This window comes from Cognatiyoonia sediminum, from assembly GCF_900129845.1.
Lineage (GTDB): Bacteria > Pseudomonadota > Alphaproteobacteria > Rhodobacterales > Rhodobacteraceae > Cognatiyoonia > Cognatiyoonia sediminum.
Genome location: NZ_FQXB01000001.1, coordinates 606773 through 624995, shown reverse-complemented (window position 1 = coordinate 624995; position 18223 = coordinate 606773). Strand labels below are relative to the sequence as shown.

At 53.5% G+C, this 18223-nt stretch carries 17 protein-coding genes; 10 read left to right on the top strand and 7 right to left on the bottom strand.

Features of this window, described 5'->3' with window-relative positions; translation table 11 throughout:
• Positions 1–116: 116 nt before the first annotated feature.
• From BUA85_RS03115 to BUA85_RS03095, 5 genes are all read right to left on the bottom strand, one after another.
• Positions 117–1169, bottom strand: coding sequence for an ATP-binding protein (locus BUA85_RS03115; protein ID WP_072899199.1), 1053 nt, complete (start codon positions 1167–1169; stop codon positions 117–119).
• A gap of 92 nt (positions 1170–1261) precedes the next feature.
• Positions 1262–2440 (bottom strand): trans-sulfuration enzyme family protein, encoded by a 1179-nt coding sequence (locus tag BUA85_RS03110; RefSeq protein ID WP_072899197.1) that lies wholly within the window; start codon positions 2438–2440, stop codon positions 1262–1264.
• Positions 2437–2958 (bottom strand): gamma carbonic anhydrase family protein, encoded by a 522-nt coding sequence (locus BUA85_RS03105; protein ID WP_072899195.1) that lies wholly within the window; start codon positions 2956–2958, stop codon positions 2437–2439. Before BUA85_RS03105 ends, BUA85_RS03110 begins: the two co-directional genes overlap by 4 nt.
• On the bottom strand, positions 2955–3593 hold the full coding sequence (gmk, locus tag BUA85_RS03100; protein ID WP_072899193.1) for a guanylate kinase: 639 nt from the start codon (positions 3591–3593) through the stop codon (positions 2955–2957). Before gmk ends, BUA85_RS03105 begins: the two co-directional genes overlap by 4 nt.
• A 2-nt stretch (positions 3594–3595) precedes the next feature.
• Positions 3596–4486: a YicC/YloC family endoribonuclease gene (locus BUA85_RS03095; RefSeq protein WP_072899191.1), complete on the bottom strand. Its 891-nt coding sequence runs from the start codon at positions 4484–4486 to the stop codon at positions 3596–3598.
• A 188-nt stretch (positions 4487–4674) separates the two neighbouring features.
• Here BUA85_RS03095 and BUA85_RS03090 point away from each other — a divergent pair, with 188 nt between their 5' ends.
• Positions 4675–5283: a hypothetical protein gene (locus BUA85_RS03090; RefSeq protein WP_072899189.1), complete on the top strand. Its 609-nt coding sequence runs from the start codon at positions 4675–4677 to the stop codon at positions 5281–5283.
• A 44-nt stretch (positions 5284–5327) separates the two neighbouring features.
• Here BUA85_RS03090 and BUA85_RS03085 read toward each other — a convergent pair whose 3' ends face one another.
• Positions 5328–6698, bottom strand: a complete 1371-nt coding sequence (locus tag BUA85_RS03085) for a class II 3-deoxy-7-phosphoheptulonate synthase (RefSeq protein ID WP_072899187.1) — start codon at positions 6696–6698, stop codon at positions 5328–5330.
• Positions 6699–6892: 194 nt separating this feature from the next.
• On the opposite strand from BUA85_RS03085, the gene BUA85_RS03080 reads away from it, so the two are divergent.
• The 9 genes from BUA85_RS03080 to BUA85_RS03040 all read left to right on the top strand — a co-directional run bounded on the left by BUA85_RS03080 (position 6893) and on the right by BUA85_RS03040 (position 16947).
• Entirely contained in the window at positions 6893–7894 is a 1002-nt protein-coding gene (locus BUA85_RS03080) for a GlxA family transcriptional regulator (RefSeq protein ID WP_072899185.1), read from the top strand.
• Between the two features lie 154 nt (positions 7895–8048).
• A complete protein-coding gene (locus tag BUA85_RS03075; protein ID WP_072899183.1) occupies positions 8049–9239 on the top strand; it encodes an ABC transporter substrate-binding protein in 1191 nt (396 codons plus the stop codon).
• Between the two features lie 85 nt (positions 9240–9324).
• A complete protein-coding gene (locus BUA85_RS03070) occupies positions 9325–10110 on the top strand; it encodes an ABC transporter ATP-binding protein (protein ID WP_072899181.1) in 786 nt (261 codons plus the stop codon).
• 27 nt (positions 10111–10137) lie between these two features.
• Positions 10138–10851 (top strand): ABC transporter ATP-binding protein, encoded by a 714-nt coding sequence (locus tag BUA85_RS03065; RefSeq protein WP_072899178.1) that lies wholly within the window; start codon positions 10138–10140, stop codon positions 10849–10851.
• The gene (locus BUA85_RS03060; protein ID WP_072899176.1) at positions 10848–11240 is read left to right on the top strand and encodes a hypothetical protein; all 393 of its coding nucleotides are present in this window, start codon (positions 10848–10850) and stop codon (positions 11238–11240) included. The genes BUA85_RS03065 and BUA85_RS03060 overlap by 4 nt, the downstream gene beginning before the upstream one ends.
• A gap of 53 nt (positions 11241–11293) precedes the next feature.
• Positions 11294–12250, top strand: coding sequence for a branched-chain amino acid ABC transporter permease (locus BUA85_RS03055; RefSeq protein WP_072900389.1), 957 nt, complete (start codon positions 11294–11296; stop codon positions 12248–12250).
• Positions 12247–13578: a branched-chain amino acid ABC transporter permease gene (locus tag BUA85_RS03050; RefSeq protein ID WP_072899174.1), complete on the top strand. Its 1332-nt coding sequence runs from the start codon at positions 12247–12249 to the stop codon at positions 13576–13578. The genes BUA85_RS03055 and BUA85_RS03050 overlap by 4 nt, the downstream gene beginning before the upstream one ends.
• 124 nt (positions 13579–13702) lie before the next feature.
• Complete coding sequence (locus tag BUA85_RS03045) at positions 13703–16165, top strand: penicillin acylase family protein (protein WP_072900388.1); 2463 nt, start codon at positions 13703–13705, stop codon at positions 16163–16165.
• Positions 16166–16296: 131 nt separating this feature from the next.
• Positions 16297–16947 (top strand): diguanylate cyclase domain-containing protein, encoded by a 651-nt coding sequence (locus tag BUA85_RS03040; RefSeq protein WP_165611577.1) that lies wholly within the window; start codon positions 16297–16299, stop codon positions 16945–16947.
• Here the strand turns inward: BUA85_RS03040 and hflX are convergent.
• Positions 16944–18221 (bottom strand): GTPase HflX, encoded by a 1278-nt coding sequence (gene hflX / locus BUA85_RS03035; protein ID WP_072899170.1) that lies wholly within the window; start codon positions 18219–18221, stop codon positions 16944–16946. The genes BUA85_RS03040 and hflX overlap by 4 nt on opposite strands.
• Positions 18222–18223: the final 2 nt, after the last annotated feature.

Here is an 18223-nt window from a genome sequence, read left to right as displayed (position 1 = left end):
ATAAATAACTCCTGTCTGTCATAATGGGCCTGCGTGCGAGCGACGTGGCCACTGACGGCCTTTTCGGGGCCGGTGACAAAGCTTTTGTGACGTTTATGTAAAAGTTTTATGACAGCCTATGTGACAGGCATCTGTTTTTCGAAAAATGTCGGTAAAACAATGGTAAATATGGTGCCTTCGCCCTCTACACTATCGATCTGTAAGCGCCCGCGGTGGCGGTTTACGATGTGTTTTACAATGGCAAGGCCCAAACCCGTCCCTCCGATCTCTCGCGACCGGTGAGAATCGACTCGGTAGAAGCGTTCGGTCAGACGTGCGAGGTGGTGTGGGGCGATGCCTGGTCCGTCATCCCGGACGATTAGGCGGAGCCCTTCCGCCCGCAAAGCAACTTCATGAGATGGTGTGGTAATGAAGATGAAGATATTCCCGTCTACATGACCGTATTTGACCGCGTTTTCGATCAGGTTGCTCACCACTTGTCGCAATTGGTTTTGGTCACCCTGAACCAAAGCACCGTCGCTCTGATCATCGACGTGGATCTGAACATTGGACTGGCCCAATACCGGCTCTAAGTTGGCAATTGTCGCGCTGACCACGGCTGATAGGTCCACCTTATCGGATGGGCGCACCCTGCCTTCGGCTTCAACCCTGCTGAGCGACAATAGATCGTCAACCAAACGCGTCATTCGACCGGCCTCACGTTCCATGATCGAAAGGAAACGATCTTGTGCGACTGGGTCGGATTTGGCTGCCCCACGAAGCGTTTCGATGAAGCCCGTTAGTGCGGTCAACGGTGTACGCAATTCGTGACTCACATTGGCTACGAAATCCCGCCTGAGTTGGCCGATGTCCTCATCGGCTGTTTTGTCTTTAAACGACAGAACAACGCCCAAAGGAGAATTCGCGATATGGACTTGAAACACCGTGTCGCGCCCAGCGTCTCGGCCAAGATACCGCGCATCGGCCGCCTCGCCGTTTCTCAAAACCTGTTCAACCTTATCGAGCAGGTAGGGCTGGCGCAGAGCAGTGATATAGTGCCGCCCTTTCATGTGCCCGCCGATCAATCGCTCCGCTGGTTCGTTCATCGCATGCACGGTTTGATCGCGACCGATCAAAATGATCGGTGTCGGTATCGTCTCCAAAAGTGCTGCTGTGGTGTCCGGCGTCATTATGTGACTGTCCTGTTCATCTGCCCTCGCGCTAACCAACAAAAGCAGGTTTCGCGTTTATGAAGCTTTTGTAACAGTTTGATGACGATATACTAAGCCGTTGCAGCTTTGATGGCTGTGCTGAACTCTTCGATCAAGAGGTCGATGTCTTCGACACCAACGGACACGCGGAAGAACCCCTCACTAATCCCAAGCTCTGCCCGCCCTTCTGTTGTCAGGCCACGATGGGATGACGAAGGCGGGTGGGACAGTGTTGTTCCGATGTCGCCCAGTGTCGGTGCAAAGGCGATGTTTGGAGCGGCTTTTGTCATTGCGTTCGCTGTTTCGCGGCCGCCGGTCAGTTCGAACGAGAGCATGTTACCGGGGCGATTTCCGAGCACCTGTTGAACGCGATTGTGGTCTGGGTGATCTGGCAATGATGGGTGCAGGACACGTTTGACGCCGTCCAAATCCTTCAAAGCCGTAGCCAATTTGGTCGCGTTCTCTTCCGCACGATCATAGCGCAGTTCAAATGAATGAAGTCCGCGTTCCGCAAGCCAGCAATCAAACGGGCTCGCTGTGAGGCCCCAGCTCGCGTTGGCATCATAGATCGCGGTTTGAAGTTCTGCGTCCTTTGCCACCGCATATCCAAGGGTGACATCAGAGTGACCTGCCAAAAGTTTGGTGACGGAGTGAACGACAATATCAGCACCATGTTCGAAAGGTTGATAGCCCCGCGGCGTGGTGAACGTATTGTCGACGACCAGCAGCGCACCAATCTCTTTTGCCAAAGCCGCAATTCCTACCATGTCCGCGACGCGAATTGTGGGGTTTGAAACAACCTCTACCAAGATCATTTTGGTGTTTGGCTGCACCGCCGCTTTCATCGCGGATACATCCGTCGGATCAGCGAAGGACGTTTCAACGCCAAATTTCGGCAGGTCTTGAGACATCAAACGGAGGGAGCGGCCATAGAGTTGGTTGCCGCCCAGAACGTGGTCGCCCGCTTTCAAGCAGGCCAGAAATACCGCGCCAATGGCCGACATGCCGGACCCCGTAATGATCCCACCTTCAACGCCTTCGAGCATGTCGATCTTTTGCGCTAGTACGACTGCATTCGGATGCCCTTCGCGTGCGTAGGTGTAGCCGGACTTCTGCTCATACTGCTGATCAAGCGTGTCGGGATCAGGGCTTGAATAGACCACGGAAGGTTGCAGCGGAGTGACGACCGGATGAGAAACGGACGTAGGCCAACCGGTACGGCGGACAATACTTTTACCAGATTTGCTCATCCCAGTTCCTTTAAGTCTTTTGCAAAGCGTTTGGCGTTCAGTTGATAGCCAATTGCAGAGGCCTTGAGGCCTTCGATCTGCTGTTCCGTCAACTCGCGCACGACTTTGCCGGGCATTCCCATGACCAAAGACCCATCAGGAATGGTCTTGCCCTCGGGGATAAGCGCCCCTGCCCCGATCAGACAATTCTTTCCAATAACCGCGCCGTTTAGCACAGTGGCGCCCATACCGATCAAGCTGTTATCGCCAATTGTGCAGCCATGCAGCATCGCCTTATGTCCAATCGTGCAACCCGCGCCGATCTGCAACGGGAAGCCCAAGTCCGTATGCAGCACGCAGTTCTCCTGCACGTTGCTTCCCGCGCCAACACGAATTTCTTCGTTGTCGCCACGCAAGGTGCTACCGAACCAAACAGAGGATTTTTCCTCCAGAACGACATTGCCCATCACATGCGCGCCGGGGGCGACCCATACTGATCCATCGATCTGTGGTGAGATATCTCCCAATTCGTAGATCATTCGAGCCCCTCGAATTCTTCTTTCAATTTTAAAACTCGACCCATCAAGTCTGGCTGTTGCTTCGCGCGGAGCCGCTCGGCCGAGATGATCGTTTTCAACCGCTCTTCGGTTTCGTTCAAATCATCGTTGATGAGTACGTAGTCGTAAACGTCCCAATGGCTGATCTCATCCCAACTTTTCTGCATCCGACGTTGGATCACGTCCGGCGCGTCCTGCCCTCGGCTCACAAGGCGACGATGAAGTTCGGAGATTGAGGGCGGCAGAATAAAGATCGACAGCACATGATCCCGAAGGGACGATTTGGCAATCTGCTGCGCGCCTTGCCAGTCAATATCGAAAAGTACGTCGCGCCCTTCGTTGATGGCTCTTTCGACGGGTGCCTTTGGAGACCCGTAGTAGTTCTCAAACACCTGCGCGTGTTCCAACATCTCGCCAGCATCAATCTGTCTTTGAAATTCATCGACAGAGACGAAATAGTAATGCTGACCATCCACTTCGCCGGCCCGTGGTGGACGTGTCGTAGCCGAGACCGAAAAGCTGAGCGTCGGATCCCATTCGCGCAAGCGACCAGCTAGAGTGGACTTGCCTGCTCCAGATGGGGAGCTGAGGATAATAAGTAGGCCGCGACGGTTCATTGTTATTCCACGTTTTGAATTTGTTCGCGCATCTGATCGATCACGGCCTTTAGATCAAGGCCGACCGATGTGAGGTCTTTGAACTGCGCCTTTGAACACAAGGTGTTTGCTTCGCGGTTAAATTCTTGGGCAAGAAAATCCAGTTTGCGACCCATCGGCTTTGGGTCAGCGATCATATCGCGCGCTGCTGAAATATGAGCCGTCAGCCGGTCGAGCTCTTCCGTCACATCTTGTTTGACGGCAATGACCGCCAGTTCTTGCTCTACACGCGTTGGATCGACCTCTTTGGCCTCTGCCATCACCCGATTGAACGCATCTTTGAGAGACGCTGCCTGATGGGATTTCCGTGCTTCGGCAGCTTGGATGGCCGAGGTGGTCAGGCTTTCTATTTCATCGACCTGAGACAGCAGCACATTCTGCAACGCGTCTCCCTCTGCAGAGCGCATCGCAACAAAATCCTTCATCAGCTCCGGTAGATCGGCCTTCAGCGCGTCGACAAGCGTCGAGTCGTCCTCTTCCGATTTGTTCTGAACAACCACACCGCGTTGGCTCAGCACGTCAGCTGCAGTTGGTTGACCGAGCGTCACGCCCAAACTAAAGGCGCGATCCTGAACTTGTTCGAGCGCTTGCAAAACGCGATCTAGCTGGGCCTCGTCGACAGCCAAAGCGCTTCCCGTGTCATCTCTGGTCAGCCTCAGTGAGACGGTTATGTTCCCACGCGTTAGGTTTTCTTTGATCGACGCGCGGACAGCTTGCTCCAGCCCGTCCAAACCGTCGGGCAGTCGAAGTCTCACGTCCAGACCGCGGGCATTAACCCCACGCATTTCCCAAATCCAACTCGCACCATCCAAGGTTCCGGTTCGGCTTGCGTAGGCAGTCATGGATTGGATCATGGTCGGTCCTTAGTGGGTTTGGCTGATTTGGACCTACGTGAAAACACGCGCGGGGGGCAAGGGGGAGAACTCGATTTGGCCAAGGATTTGGCCAGCGGCATTAACCTATTAACAGTTTCCTAAGTGATTTCCCGATGATTTTCGGGGAATATGTAACGCATGTTAATGAGTTAGAGTGAGCAATCACGATGTTAAAAGACCTTGTCACAGAAACGGACGAGCAAACGCACCTCGGGCCAGAGGCACGTTTCATTTTGGACGAGATCGAAGCCAACTGGCGCAAGACCGGTAGCATTCGTTCGGGGAATGAAGATCAACTTAACAAAGCCATGGGGCTGAGTTTGTCGCGTAACGAGGTTTTCTTAATCCAGTACCGTGGACCAGGCGATGGTGAAGTCTTGTTTGCTGACAAAGGGCTTCAAGAGCATTTTTGCTCTGATGCGCCAAAGCTTATGGTTGCCGACCTTTTCGAAGATCAGACACGTGAGACCGCTCTGGAATTAATGGATGCGTCCTTTGCGCTGCCCGCGATTGTAAACTTGCCTCTCACGGCACAACGCGGCGCCTTTCGAAAACCGTTGCGAGCAGAGCTACTGCTTCTACCGATTTTCGACGGGCCCAATCGTACAAAGTTCCTCATCGCAGCACTCGTAACCGATGGCCGCGGTATGCCAAGTAAAAGCCGTTTCGAGCTGTCAAAAGATGTCAGTTTTCGGTGTGAAGCATTACAAGGCGCCTTGCCCGACCGCCGAACATCAAAAGGACCGCAATTGGTCGTAGACAATACTGCCGCATAAGAAAGGCCCGCGAAAAGGCCGGCCTTCCTCATCTGCTTTCTAAGTTAGCTCGCCTTAGCGTGGTCCAACTTGGCGCGACGTGCAGAGAGTTCTTCCGACACCAAGAATGCCAACTCAAGCGACTGGCTCGCGTTCAGACGTGGATCACAAGCTGTGTGATAGCGATCTGACAAATCCTCATCCGTCACCGCGCGCACACCACCGGTGCATTCGGTCACGTCTTTGCCTGTCATCTCAAAATGTACGCCGCCTGGGATCGTTCCTTCGGCATTGTGGACATCGAAGAACTCTTTCACTTCACGCAGCACGCTGTCGAACGGGCGTGTTTTGTAGCCAGTCGTCGACTTGATGGTGTTGCCATGCATCGCATCGCAAGTCCAAACGACGTTGGCGCCCTCTTCTTCCACTGCTTTGATCAAACGCGGCAGGTGTTCACCAACAGACCCAGCACCGAAGCGCGCAATCAAAGTCAGACGGCCCGGTTCATTCTCCGGATTGAGAGAACTCATTAGGGATTTCAGATGACCTGATGTCATGCTTGGGCCGCACTTCAATCCAATCGGGTTCTGGACGCCTTTGCAGAACTCCACATGTGCGCCGTCAGGTTGACGTGTTCTGTCACCGATCCAGATCATGTGACCGGACCCCGCAAGCCATTTGCCCGTCGTCGAGTCGATCCGAGCCAAAGCTTCTTCGTACTCAAGCAACAGCGCTTCGTGGCTTGTGTAGAATTCGACGGTCTTCAGATCATGCAGTGTTTCGCTGCTCAAACCAGCTGCTTCCATAAAGTCGAGCGTGTCAGAAATACGCTCTGCGATGTGGCGGTACTTTTCTGCTTCCGGTGCACCGGTGAAACCAAGTGTCCAAGAATGAACCTGGCGCACATCAGCGTAACCGCCCGTGGAGAAAGCTCGAAGCAAGTTCAGGGTCGCTGCAGCCTGCATGTAAGCTTGCAGCATACGGTCTGGATCCGGAATACGGCTTTCAGCGTTGAAGTCGAAACCATTGATGATGTCACCGCGGTAGCTCGGCAGTTCCACATCACCTTGCGTTTCCGTCGGCGCCGAACGCGGCTTGGCCATTTGGCCCGCCATACGACCAACCTTCACCACAGGCACCTTGGCACCGTAGGTCAGCACCATAGCCATTTGCAGCATCACTTTGAACGTGTCGCGAATGCCGTCTGCGGAAAATTCTGCAAAGCTCTCAGCACAGTCGCCGCCTTGCAAAAGGAAAGCTTCACCACGGCTCACCGCGCCAAGGTGATCTTTCAAGCGACGGGCCTCGCCCGCGAAAACCAAAGGTGGATAAGAGGCAAGACGCGCTTCAACAGCGCTCAGTGCCGCCGCATCCGTATACTCTGGCATCTGGATCCTGGGCTTGTTGCGCCAGTCAGATTTTTGCCAATCAGTCATCGTCTTGCTCCATAATAAAAGAAATGGCCCGCGTTAGCGTTACCAACACCCCCTATAGCGACCTTATGAATAAGGGCCAATGCCAATTGGCAAAGTTTTGTGGTAACTAAATTGATACGACGCTCGAATCCTCTTGAACGAGTTGAAAAAAAGATGTTGTGCTCGGCCAACTCACCTACGGCAGGAAGACGCCAATGAATACGACGGTTCCAACCATTGATGTCGAACATATCGGCAAGCCACGGCGGTTCGTTTTCGTATTGTTGAAGAACTTCACAATGCTGAGTTTTGCGTCTGCGATCGAAGCTCTACGGATCGCAAACCGTACCTCTGGCAAAGAACTCTACGTATGGACAAAGATTGGCGAAGGCGGAGAAAGCATCGCTTGTTCTAACGGTTGTGAGTTTCAGTTGGACGGGGATCTGATCGAAACCGAGCGTGATGACACCATAATGTTGTGCGGTGGAATTGATATTCAGGACGCAACAACCAAAAAGCTGTTGAATTGGGTCAGACGAGAGGCTCGCAAAGGTGCAACCATTGCTGGGCTTTGCACGGCTGGATATTCCATGGCTCGAGCCGGACTTTTGGACGGAAAAAAAGCAACCATCCATTGGGAAAACCAAGACAGCTTTACTGAGGAGTTTGACGAGGTCGAACTGACCAAGTCGGTGTTTGTTATCGATGGAAACCGAATGACGACAGCGGGCGGCACAGCTTCAATTGACATGATGCTAAAGCTGATTGCGGATGATCACGGTGAAGAACTCGGCAATGCAGTCGCGGATCAGCTGATTTATTCTTCGATCCGAACTGACCAAGATACCCAAAGACTCTCGATCCCAACCCGTATCGGCGTTCGGCATCCAAAGTTGAGCCAAGTCATCCAGATGATGGAACAGAACATCGAAGAGCCGATCAGCCCCTCCATCTTGGCTAAAGAGGTTGGCATGTCGACCAGGCAGTTGGAGCGGCTCTTCCGGCGTTATCTGTCACGCAGTCCTAAGCGGTATTACATGGAATTGCGACTGCAAAAGGCACGCAATCTGCTCATGCAAACGGATATGACAGTCATAAACGTGGCTCTGGCCTGCGGGTTCGCATCACCATCGCATTTTTCGAAGTGCTATCGGTCTCACTACAATACGACCCCATATCGCGAGCGCGGAACGATGGCTACACGGCTGTCTGTCTAGCAAGTCAACTTCATAGAATTCTGCAAAGCTGCAGTTAAAAGGGCTAAATTTCCGAATGTTAGCGCCTTTCAACAGTGCAATTCGTCTTTCCTTTTCTGTATCCCCTGCTAATCTGCCCGTCAGGATAACGAATGTATCCAGTAGGGAGAAAACTATGAAAAAATTGATGATGGCCTCCGCGGCCACAGCTTTGATGGCATCTGGCGCGTTTGCTGATGGCCATTCAGAAATCAAGATGGGTGTTATTCTTGGCTTCACAGGGCCAATTGAATCACTGACACCACCGATGGCAGATGGTGCTGAATTGGCGATGAAGGAAGTCACCGACTCTGGCCTGCTTCTCGGCGGTTCATCCGTCACATCCGTTCGTGCTGACTCGACCTGTATCGATGCCGGTGCAGCAACAGCAGCTGCTGAGCGTTTGGTGTCTGCTGATGGTGTCAAAGGCATCATGGGCGCCGACTGCTCTGGTGTAACGGGCGCGATCCTGTCCAACGTTGCTTTGGCAAACGGCATGGTGATGATTTCACCGTCCGCGACATCTCCGGCTCTGTCTTCACCTGATGACAACGGCCTGTTCTTCCGCACAGCCCCATCTGACGCACGTCAGGGTGTCGTGATGACAGAAGTGCTGATGGAAGAAGGCATCATGGAAGTTGCCGTGACATACACCAACAACGACTATGGTAAAGGTCTTGCAGACAGCTTCCAGGCAGCTTTCGAAGCGGCTGGTGGCACGGTGACAATTTCTGCAGCTCACGAAGACGGCAAAGCAGACTACTCTGCTGAAGTTGGCGCATTGGCCGCTGCTGGTGGTGAGCGTTTGGTTGTTGCTGGCTACGTTGACCAAGGTGGTGCTGGTATCGTGCGCTCCGCACTCGACACAGGCGCATTCGACACCTTCCACTTCCCTGATGGCATGATAGGCGCTTCTTTGTCTGAGCAGTTCGGCGATGAAATCGAAGGATCAACAGGCCAAGTTCCTGGTACGGACAGCCCGGGTGTTGCAGCTTTTGCCGAATTGGTTGGCGATGCGTTTGATGCGACATCCCCGTTCACCCCTGAAAGCTATGACGCAGCGGCTTTGATAATGCTTGCCATGCAAGCTGCAGGTTCCGCTGAGCCAGCAGACTATGTCAGCAAAATCGAAATGGTTGCGAATGCACCAGGTGAGCAGATCTTCCCTGGCGAATTGGCAAAAGCGCTTCAAATTCTCGCCGACGGTGGCGACATCGACTATGTCGGTGCATCCGCAGTTGAGCTGGTGAACGGCGGTGAATCTGCCGGCAACTATCGCCAGATCGTGATCGAAGGTGGTGAAATTTCCACAGTGAAATTCCGCTAAGATTGGATAAATTCGAGGCGGCGCAGGGCGACTTGCGCCGCTTCTTTCAAATAAGACGCAGAAGAATGCGCTTCGGGGGATATCTATGATCGTTGTCGAAAACCTCGTGAAGACCTTTGGTGGTTTTCGCGCCGTGGACGGTGCAAGCCTATCGATTGAGGAAGGAACGATCACAGGGTTGATCGGCCCGAACGGTGCCGGAAAAACCACTCTTTTCAATGTGATCGCGGGCGTTCTTTCACCAACTGAAGGTCGCGTGACCATGCAGGGTGAAGATATTACCGGCCTTCCACCGCATACATTGTTCGACAAAGGCCTGCTTCGGACGTTCCAGATCGCGCATGAATTTTCGTCAATGACGGTTAGAGAAAATCTAATGATGGTTCCCGGCGGCCAATCTGGAGAGGCGCTTTGGAATGCGTGGTTCGGACGCAAGCGTATCGCGGATGAGGAACGCGCCCTGCTTGCGAAGGCGGATGAAGTGCTCGAGTTCCTGACCATCGACCATTTGAAAGATGAAAAGGCGGGTAACCTATCAGGTGGCCAGAAGAAGTTGTTAGAACTAGGTCGCACCATGATGGTCGACGCAAAGATCGTTTTTTTGGATGAGGTCGGCGCTGGCGTGAACCGTACCCTTTTGAACACCATTGGCGATGCGATCCTCAGGCTCAATAAAGAGCGTGGCTACACTTTCGTTGTTATCGAACACGATATGGATTTCATCGGACGGCTCTGCGACCCCGTGATCTGTATGGCAGAAGGCAAAGTTCTCGCTGAGGGTACACTCGAAGAAATCAAAGCTAACGAACAGGTAATCGAGGCCTACCTCGGGACCGGCCTCAAGAATAAAGATCAGGTTGCAACCGCCTGATAAGTCAGGGTTTAGAGAGAAAAGATAATGAGCGAACCCTTCCTAATCGGCGATACTATGACGGGCGGCTACGGCAAAGGTCCAGATATTCTGCATGACTGTACGATTGCGGTGAACCCGGGTGAGATCGCCGTTATCGTCGGGCCAAATGGCGCAGGTAAATCCACAGCGATGAAAGCTGTCTTCGGAATGCTAGAAGTTCGAACTGGCTCAGTACGATTGGACGGCGAAGACATTACAAGCCTTTCCCCGCAAGATCGCGTGATCAAGGGCATGGGGTTTGTACCTCAGGTCCGAAATATCTTCACGTCGCTAACCGTCGAAGAAAACCTAGAGATGGGTGCCTTCATTCGGAAAGACGATTTCAAAGACACCATGGCTCAGGTTTATGATCTGTTTCCGATCCTGAAAGAGAAACGCCTTCAAGCCGCAGGTGAATTGTCGGGGGGTCAAAGGCAGCAGGTCGCAGTGGGGCGTGCTTTGATGACGCAGCCAAAGGTTCTGATGCTGGATGAACCGACAGCAGGTGTGTCTCCCATCGTGATGGACGAGCTTTTCGACCGCATCATTGAGGTGGCGCGCACAGGCATTCCTATTTTGATGGTTGAACAGAATGCTCGCCAAGCCCTTGAAATCGCTGACAAAGGCTACGTTTTGGTTCAAGGCCGCAATGCGCATACAGGAACAGGCAAAGAGCTTCTGGCCGACGAAGAAGTCAGACGGAGCTTCTTGGGCGGATGATCTCTATCGCACCGACATATGCCTCTGTTCCGGCGGCGGTTCTGGCGACGACATTTGCCGGGCCCGCTTTTGGGGATAGCTTGCTTTGCACTCTTCAATGCCAAACGGGATCAGAGTGTTCAGACGAAACCGTTGAACTGGCATTTGACATCGACCGCAATCAATTCGTCTCGGCTGTCGATCCAAACGAACCGCCCTATCGGAAGGTGACGACTGTGAAGATGGGCCAAGAGACATTCGAGGCAGAACCCTTTCTTGTCAAAGACACGCGCGGGTTTTGGGCCGAAAACTTGAATGCGATCTTTGTCGTAAACGCCGACGGGAGCGCAACCTTCTCAAATTCTACGACTGGGCAAACCTTGACCGGACTGTGTGAGGACCAACAGTGACTGACTTCTTAAACGCCCTCGTGGCTCTCACCAACTTTGTGATCGTGCCGGGTATGGCTTACGGCGCTCAGCTCGCCCTTGGAGCTCTTGGCGTCACGCTGATCTACGGCATTTTACGCTTCTCGAACTTTGCCCACGGCGACACCATGGCGTTTGGTGCGATGGCGACGATCTTCATCACTTGGACTTTTCAAGCTTGGGGCATCTCTTTCGGACCGCTTCCAACCGCCATACTCGCCCTGCCCTTCGCTATCATGATCACGGCCTTAGTACTGCTTGGAACCGACCGCGTTGTTTATCGGTTCTATCGACGACAAAAGTCCGACCCCGTGATTTTGGTGATCGTCTCGATGGGTGTGATGTTCATTATGAACGGCATTGTTCGCTTTATGATTGGCGTGGGCGACATTCGATTTTCAGACGGTGAACGCTTCATCATCTCAGCTCGCGACTTCAAGGCAGCGACCGGTTTGAAAGAGGGTTTGGCGATCAAAACCACGCAAGGGATCACGATCGTCACCGCGATCATTGTTGTCGCGATACTGTTCTGGTTCTTGAACAAAACCCGCACCGGCAAATCCATGCGAGCCTTTTCCGATAACGAAGATCTCGCCTTGCTTTCAGGGATCAACCCAGAGCGCGTTGTGATGGTCACGTGGATCATCGTTGGGGCTCTGGCGACGGTTGCGGGTACTCTTTATGGCTTGGACAAGTCCTTTAAGCCTTTTGTCTACCTACAACTCCTCCTGCCGATCTTTGCGGCTGCCATTGTCGGTGGCCTTGGAAACCCATTAGGAGCGATCGTCGGCGGTTTCATCATCGCCTTTGCCGAAGTCACGATCACCTATCCGCTGAAAAAAGTGTTGGGTTATCTGTTACCAGAGAGTCTTGAGCCGGATGGGCTCGTGCAACTTCTCTCGACGGATTACAAGTTCGCAGTCAGCTTCGTCATCCTTCTTATCGTATTGCTGGTCAAACCCACCGGTATCTTCAAAGGACAATCCGTATGACCGAGTCTCTGCGCACTCCGCTCCTTTTCGCCCTCGTCGCCGTCTTGATCATTGGCACCGGTATTTTCCAAGACTGGAACGTTGCCCTGCTGCTTTTGAATTACGGTTTGATCAGCGCCATCATGGCGCTGGGTGTGAATCTGCAATGGGGCTTTGCTGGCCTCTTTAACGTGGGTGTCATGGGGTTTGTAGCCTTGGGTGGCCTTGCAGCCGTTCTGATATCCATGCCGCCAGTGACAGAAGCCTGGGCCGAAGGTGGTGCACGTACCATCGGCGGTCTGTTGATCGGCGCTGGCGCAATCGTTGCAACCATCTTTGCGCAACGAAAGTTCCAAGGACGGCTTAAGCTATGGGGAACCATCGCTGTGGCGCTTATCGGGTTCTTCCTGTTCCGCGCTGTATTTGACGGCGGTGTCGCCGCAGTCGAGGCCGTGAACCCAGCTGGTACAGGCTACCTTGGCGGGCTTAACTTCGGTGGGGAGAACTACAAAGAATGGGGCTTTATGGCTCTTGTTGCGTGGCCTGTAGGAGGTTTGATTGCTGCTGGTGCGGCCTGGGTGATCGGCAAAGTCGCCCTTGGCCTGCGCTCTGACTACCTTGCCATCGCAACGCTGGGTATCGCCGAAATCATCATTGCGATCATGAAGCATGAAGACTGGCTTGCCCGAGGTGTGAAGAACGTGAACGGCCTTCCGAGGCCGGTGCCCTACGAGCTTGAATTGCAAGAAAGTGCCACCTTTGTAGAACGCGCGAATGCGCTTGGGTTTGATGCGGTTTACGCTTCAAACCTGTTCACCAAACTGCTCTATACCGGCTACTTCGCAGTTGTTCTATTGATCCTGCTGTGGCTGGCTCAAAAAGCCCTCAATTCCCCTTGGGGCCGCATGATGCGTGCGATCCGCGACAATGAAGTCGCGGCCGAAGCCATGGGCAAGGATGTCACCGCGCGCCATCTGCAGATCTTCGTCCTAGGCTCTGCGATCTGCGGCGTTGCTGGTGCTATGATGACGACGCTGGATGGGCAATTGACACCCGGCACCTATCAACCGCTTCGCTTTACGTTCTTGATTTGGGTCATGGTGATTGTCGGTGGTTCTGGCAATAACTTCGGGGCCATTTTGGGCGGCTTCCTGATTTGGTGGCTGTGGGTTCAAGTGGAACCGATGGGACTGGCGCTGATGAATTTCATCACAGCCGGAATGCCTGAAGGTAGCGCCTTGAAAGAGCACCTGCTCGATTCAGCAGCCCATATGCGGTTGTTTACGATGGGTGTTATCCTGCTTCTTGTTCTTAGGTTTAGCCCGCGCGGTTTGATCCCAGAACGTTGATGCCTTCGCGTCTTTGGCAGCCGTTTACCAAGCGTTTCGCTGCCAAACACCGATTTAACAGTGGCGTAGCTTCACCTGCTTTTATAGAACCCCGAGGTAATCATTTCTGGGTTTTCATACCGTGATCGCGTTTCTGTTTCGGTGGCTTCTACGCCTCGCATCTTTGTTGGTCTTTTTAGCTGTTGGGGCGTTCGCTCTGACCTACTATTTCGCTGCGCGGTCCCTTCCCGACTATGATGCGACCTATACCGTAACAGGTATCGACGCACCGATTGAGATCGTTAGAGACAACGCCAATGTTCCTCACATATTTGGGCAATCGAACAATGACATCTTCTTCGCCCTAGGATACGCCCACGCCCAAGATCGCATGTGGCAGATGACGATGCTGCGTCGGACCATCCAAGGCCGTTTGTCCGAACTCTTTGGCGAACGCACATTGCCCATAGATCGGTTCATGCGCCGACTGAACCTCTACAATCACGCAATTCGATCTGTTGACGCGCAAGACGAAGAAACAACCTTGGCGTTGCGCGCCTATTCAGATGGTGTGAACGCCTGGTTTGCTGAAGTGAACAAAGGCGCCAGAGGACGCGGCGCGCCAGAGATGTGGCTGTTCAACCATGCCATTGCCCCGTGGGAGCCGGCAGACAGCCTTGCGGTCATGAAACTGATGGCCGTTCAATTATCGGGCCACGCCTCCTACGAGGTGCTGCGGGCACGGGTTTCCTTGGTGACGGATGAAGACCGGTTGCGAGACATCCTACCCGACGACCCTACTCAAGCCATTGCCGAACTGCCCGAATATGCAAGCCTGATGAATGACCTCAGTGGGTTTGGATTTGCTGCGGCGCCGGTATCAGACCCGCTTTCTCCAATAAGACCGAGAAACCTCGCAGGCGCATCCAATGCTTGGGCTGCGGGTATCTCGCGCTCTGCGACCGGATCGACCCTGCTTGCCAACGATCCGCACATGCAGCTTACGGCGCCAACCTTGTGGTATCTGGCCAGGCTGGAACTTGAGCGCGGTGGCGTGATTGGCGGCACAATCCCTGGGATGCCCATTGTCCTTGTCGGGCGCAATGTCGATCTCGGCTGGGGTCTGACGTCGAGCTATCTCGACGACCAAGACCTCTACATTGAGGAGGTAAATCCCGACAATCCCAATCAATATCGCACGCCGGATGGCTGGGCAGATTTTGAGGCGCGTGACAGCATCATCAATGTCAAAGATGGGATCGCTGAAACACTCAAACTACGCTGGACGACAAACGGCCCTGTCCTATCTCCAGATCAACTCCAAGTCGGTGCGGTCACTCCAGCAGGCCATGTTACGAGCCTTGCGTGGACGGCGTTTTCCGACCAAGACACTTCGATGAGCGCTGCCATTTCTATGATGCAGGCCAGCTCTGTGACCGATGCGGTGGAGGCGACACGTGGGATCGTGGCGCCGTCTCAAAACATCACTCTGGCGGATCGCAACAATGTCGCCATGGTTGTTGCAGGCGCCAACCCAAACAGAAGCGCCGAACACCAATCGCAAGGTCGAATCCCAACATTTGGCTACCTGGCCGAAAATCGGTGGGACGGCTTCATGCCAACAGATGAAAACCCATCATTTCTAAATCCCAATACCGGCCTCATCGGCAACACCAACAACAAGACCATTGAACAGCCTTTCCCGGACCACATCAGCTTCCGCTGGGGCGACACGCAGCGTGTCCAGCGTTGGGAACGTCTAATGCAGACGCGTGAAGTTCATACGCGTGACAGCTTTATCGAAGCACAACTCGATTCTGTGAGCTTTACAGCCCGCTCCTTGCTTCCGCTTGTTGGCGCGGATCTGTGGTTTACAAGCGATGCTGCGCCCGAAGGGACGATCGAGCGTCGGCGTCAGGAAGCATTGCAGCTTTTGGCCGATTGGAACGGAGAGATGAATGAACACCTTCCCGAACCGCTCATCTATGCGGCGTGGATGCGAGAGCTTCAGGACAGGTTGATCCGCGATGATCTTGGAATGCTCGCGCAGGAATTCAAACATGTAGATCCTGTTTTCATCGAGCGGGTTTTCCGCGATACCGATGGCGCATCTGCGTGGTGCGATGTGATACAATCGGCACCAGTCGAGACATGCACGGATATTGCACGGCAATCGTTGGAAGATGCCTTGATCTGGCTGGACGAGAATTACGGATCGACCGTTGCAACGCTTCGCTGGGGTGACGCACATGAAGCAACGCATGATCATCCTGTTTTGGGAACTGCGCCTCTTCTGAATTGGTTTGTGAATATTCGGCAGTCGACGAGTGGAGGTGATAATACGCTCCAGCGCGGGCGAACATCGGGCCTCGACCCCTACCCGTTTCACAATGTTCACGCGGCTGGTTATCGCGGTGTCTATGACTTTGCCGATCCAGATAGCTCGGTATTTATTTCCGCCACGGGGCAGTCGGGTCATCCGCTGTCGAGGTATTACGATAATCTTGGTGAACTATGGCGACGCGGGGAATACATACCTATGTCGCTTGATCCAGCATTGGCCCGCGGTGCGGCACTTGGCGTGACGACGCTTATTCCGGAAGAATAGCTCTTTAGGGCATTTTAAGACCTACCCGTTAGTTAGGTCGAATGTCCAAAGCCTTATCGCCTTCAAACCGTTCCTTTTTTCAACGGGAATCGCTCGTCGATTTCCTTCTGTTATTCGTGTTGGCAAATGTCGTGTTTGGTTTCTTGGATATGGTCTTCGGGCCATTTCAGGGCATGAACCCTGTGGTGCGCGTAGCCGTTCTTATAGCGGTTTCAATTGGGTTATGTAGGCTCGGGGCTACGCGTTTTCGGTCCGCTAACTCTTCGATCTCGGTAGATGAAATCAATATCGAAGGATGGAACGACCTAACTTTGGAAAAGCAGTCTTTCTATGCTCAACTGGAACGCCCATTGAGGCGACAGGGAAACGGATATCTCATGATTATCCAAGCCAATGACATCAGTTCCATCGATGGTAGATACGGAAAACACGTCGGGGACTATTTCCTGTCATCCTTAGCGAAACGCCTAGGGCCGACTGTAACAGAAGGCGACAAAATTGGCAGAATGGACAGAATTCTTTTTGGAGTTTTCTTGTCCGACAGAACGCAAAGCGAAGTCGAATTGATTGCAAAACGTATGTGTGGCAGTACCCTTATTCCTTTGGCGGACAGTGCCGATCGCGCCCGTCTTTCTGCCTTTGTGGGTTACACTGAAGTTCAATCTGGCGAACACGTTTTGGATGCAATGGCCCGCGCGCACCAAGCGCTCGCGGTTGCGCAACGTCCCGAAAGTGGTCGAATGGCAAGCGCTGCAGGTCGCAAGATTGAGGCTGCTGGTTAGCTCAATTTATGAAATCTAGCTTTTTGCGTTTCTGTCCAAAGCACTGACAGTTCAAAACCGTCTTCTGTTTGGTTTTCTTTTTCAACCACCCCGGCATCAAAGAGCCACGCTCGCCTTTTCCCCTCTGAAAACGGCAGAGAGAGTGTTTCTTCTGTGCGGGGGTCTTTCACGGTCTCCGCGATGACCTGCAACAGGTCATCAACCCCTTCACCAGTTAGGGCGGAAACAGCAAACAAATCCTGACGCCTTTGGGCCTGAGTTACCGCAGATTGACGGTCATCCTCGTTCAACTGGTCTAATTTGTTCCACACCTCGAGCTTTGGTGCATCTTCACTGATCCCAAGTCCTTGGAGGATGGTTTCGACATCCTGCGCCTGTTCTTCTGTATGTGGGTGAGAGATATCTCTGACATGCACGATTAAGTCGGCATCCAACACCTCTTCCAACGTCGCGCGGAACGCCGCAACCAGTTCAGTCGGCAGATCAGAGATGAATCCAACCGTGTCAGACAAAATAACCTCATCACCGGCAGGGAGTTCGATCCTGCGCATCGTCGGATCAAGTGTCGCAAAGAGCATATCTTTTGCAAAAACTTCGGAGCCAGTGACCCTATTGAACAAGGTCGATTTCCCGGCGTTTGTATAGCCAACCAAGGCAACAATCGGGAACGGCACCTTCGCCCGCGCAGACCGATGCAACTCTCGCGTTTTAACAACCTTGGCCAATTGCTTACGAAGCCGACCGAGTTGTTCATCAATCGCACGCCTGTCCGCTTCGATCTGTGTCTCTCCCGGGCCGCCCACGAAGCCCAGACCACCACGCTGACGTTCCAAGTGTGTCCAAGCGCGGACCAGTCGAGTTCGCTGATAACTCAGCGCCGCCATCTCAACCTGCAGCACCCCTTCAGCCGTCCGCGCACGATCCCCAAAGATCTCAAGGATCAGCCCCGTACGGTCCAAGAGCTTAACTTTCCAAGCCTTTTCGAGGTTTCGCTGCTGAACGGGTGTGACCGGACCATCAACCAAGACCAGCTCGATCTCATGGGCTTTGAAGACAGCGGCCAATTCCTCAATCTTCCCAGAGCCAAACAGCATCCCGGGATGCACTTTTGGCAAGCGCACCACATCAGACCCGAACACTTCGAGGTCAGGCAGAGCCACCGCAAGCGAAACAGCCTCCTCTAATCCGGAAGAAGCATCGCGACGCGCGCTATCTATTTTGATGTCAGGGTGCAGCACCCAAGCCCGCGTGACGGGCTTGTCGTGTTCAAGCAAAC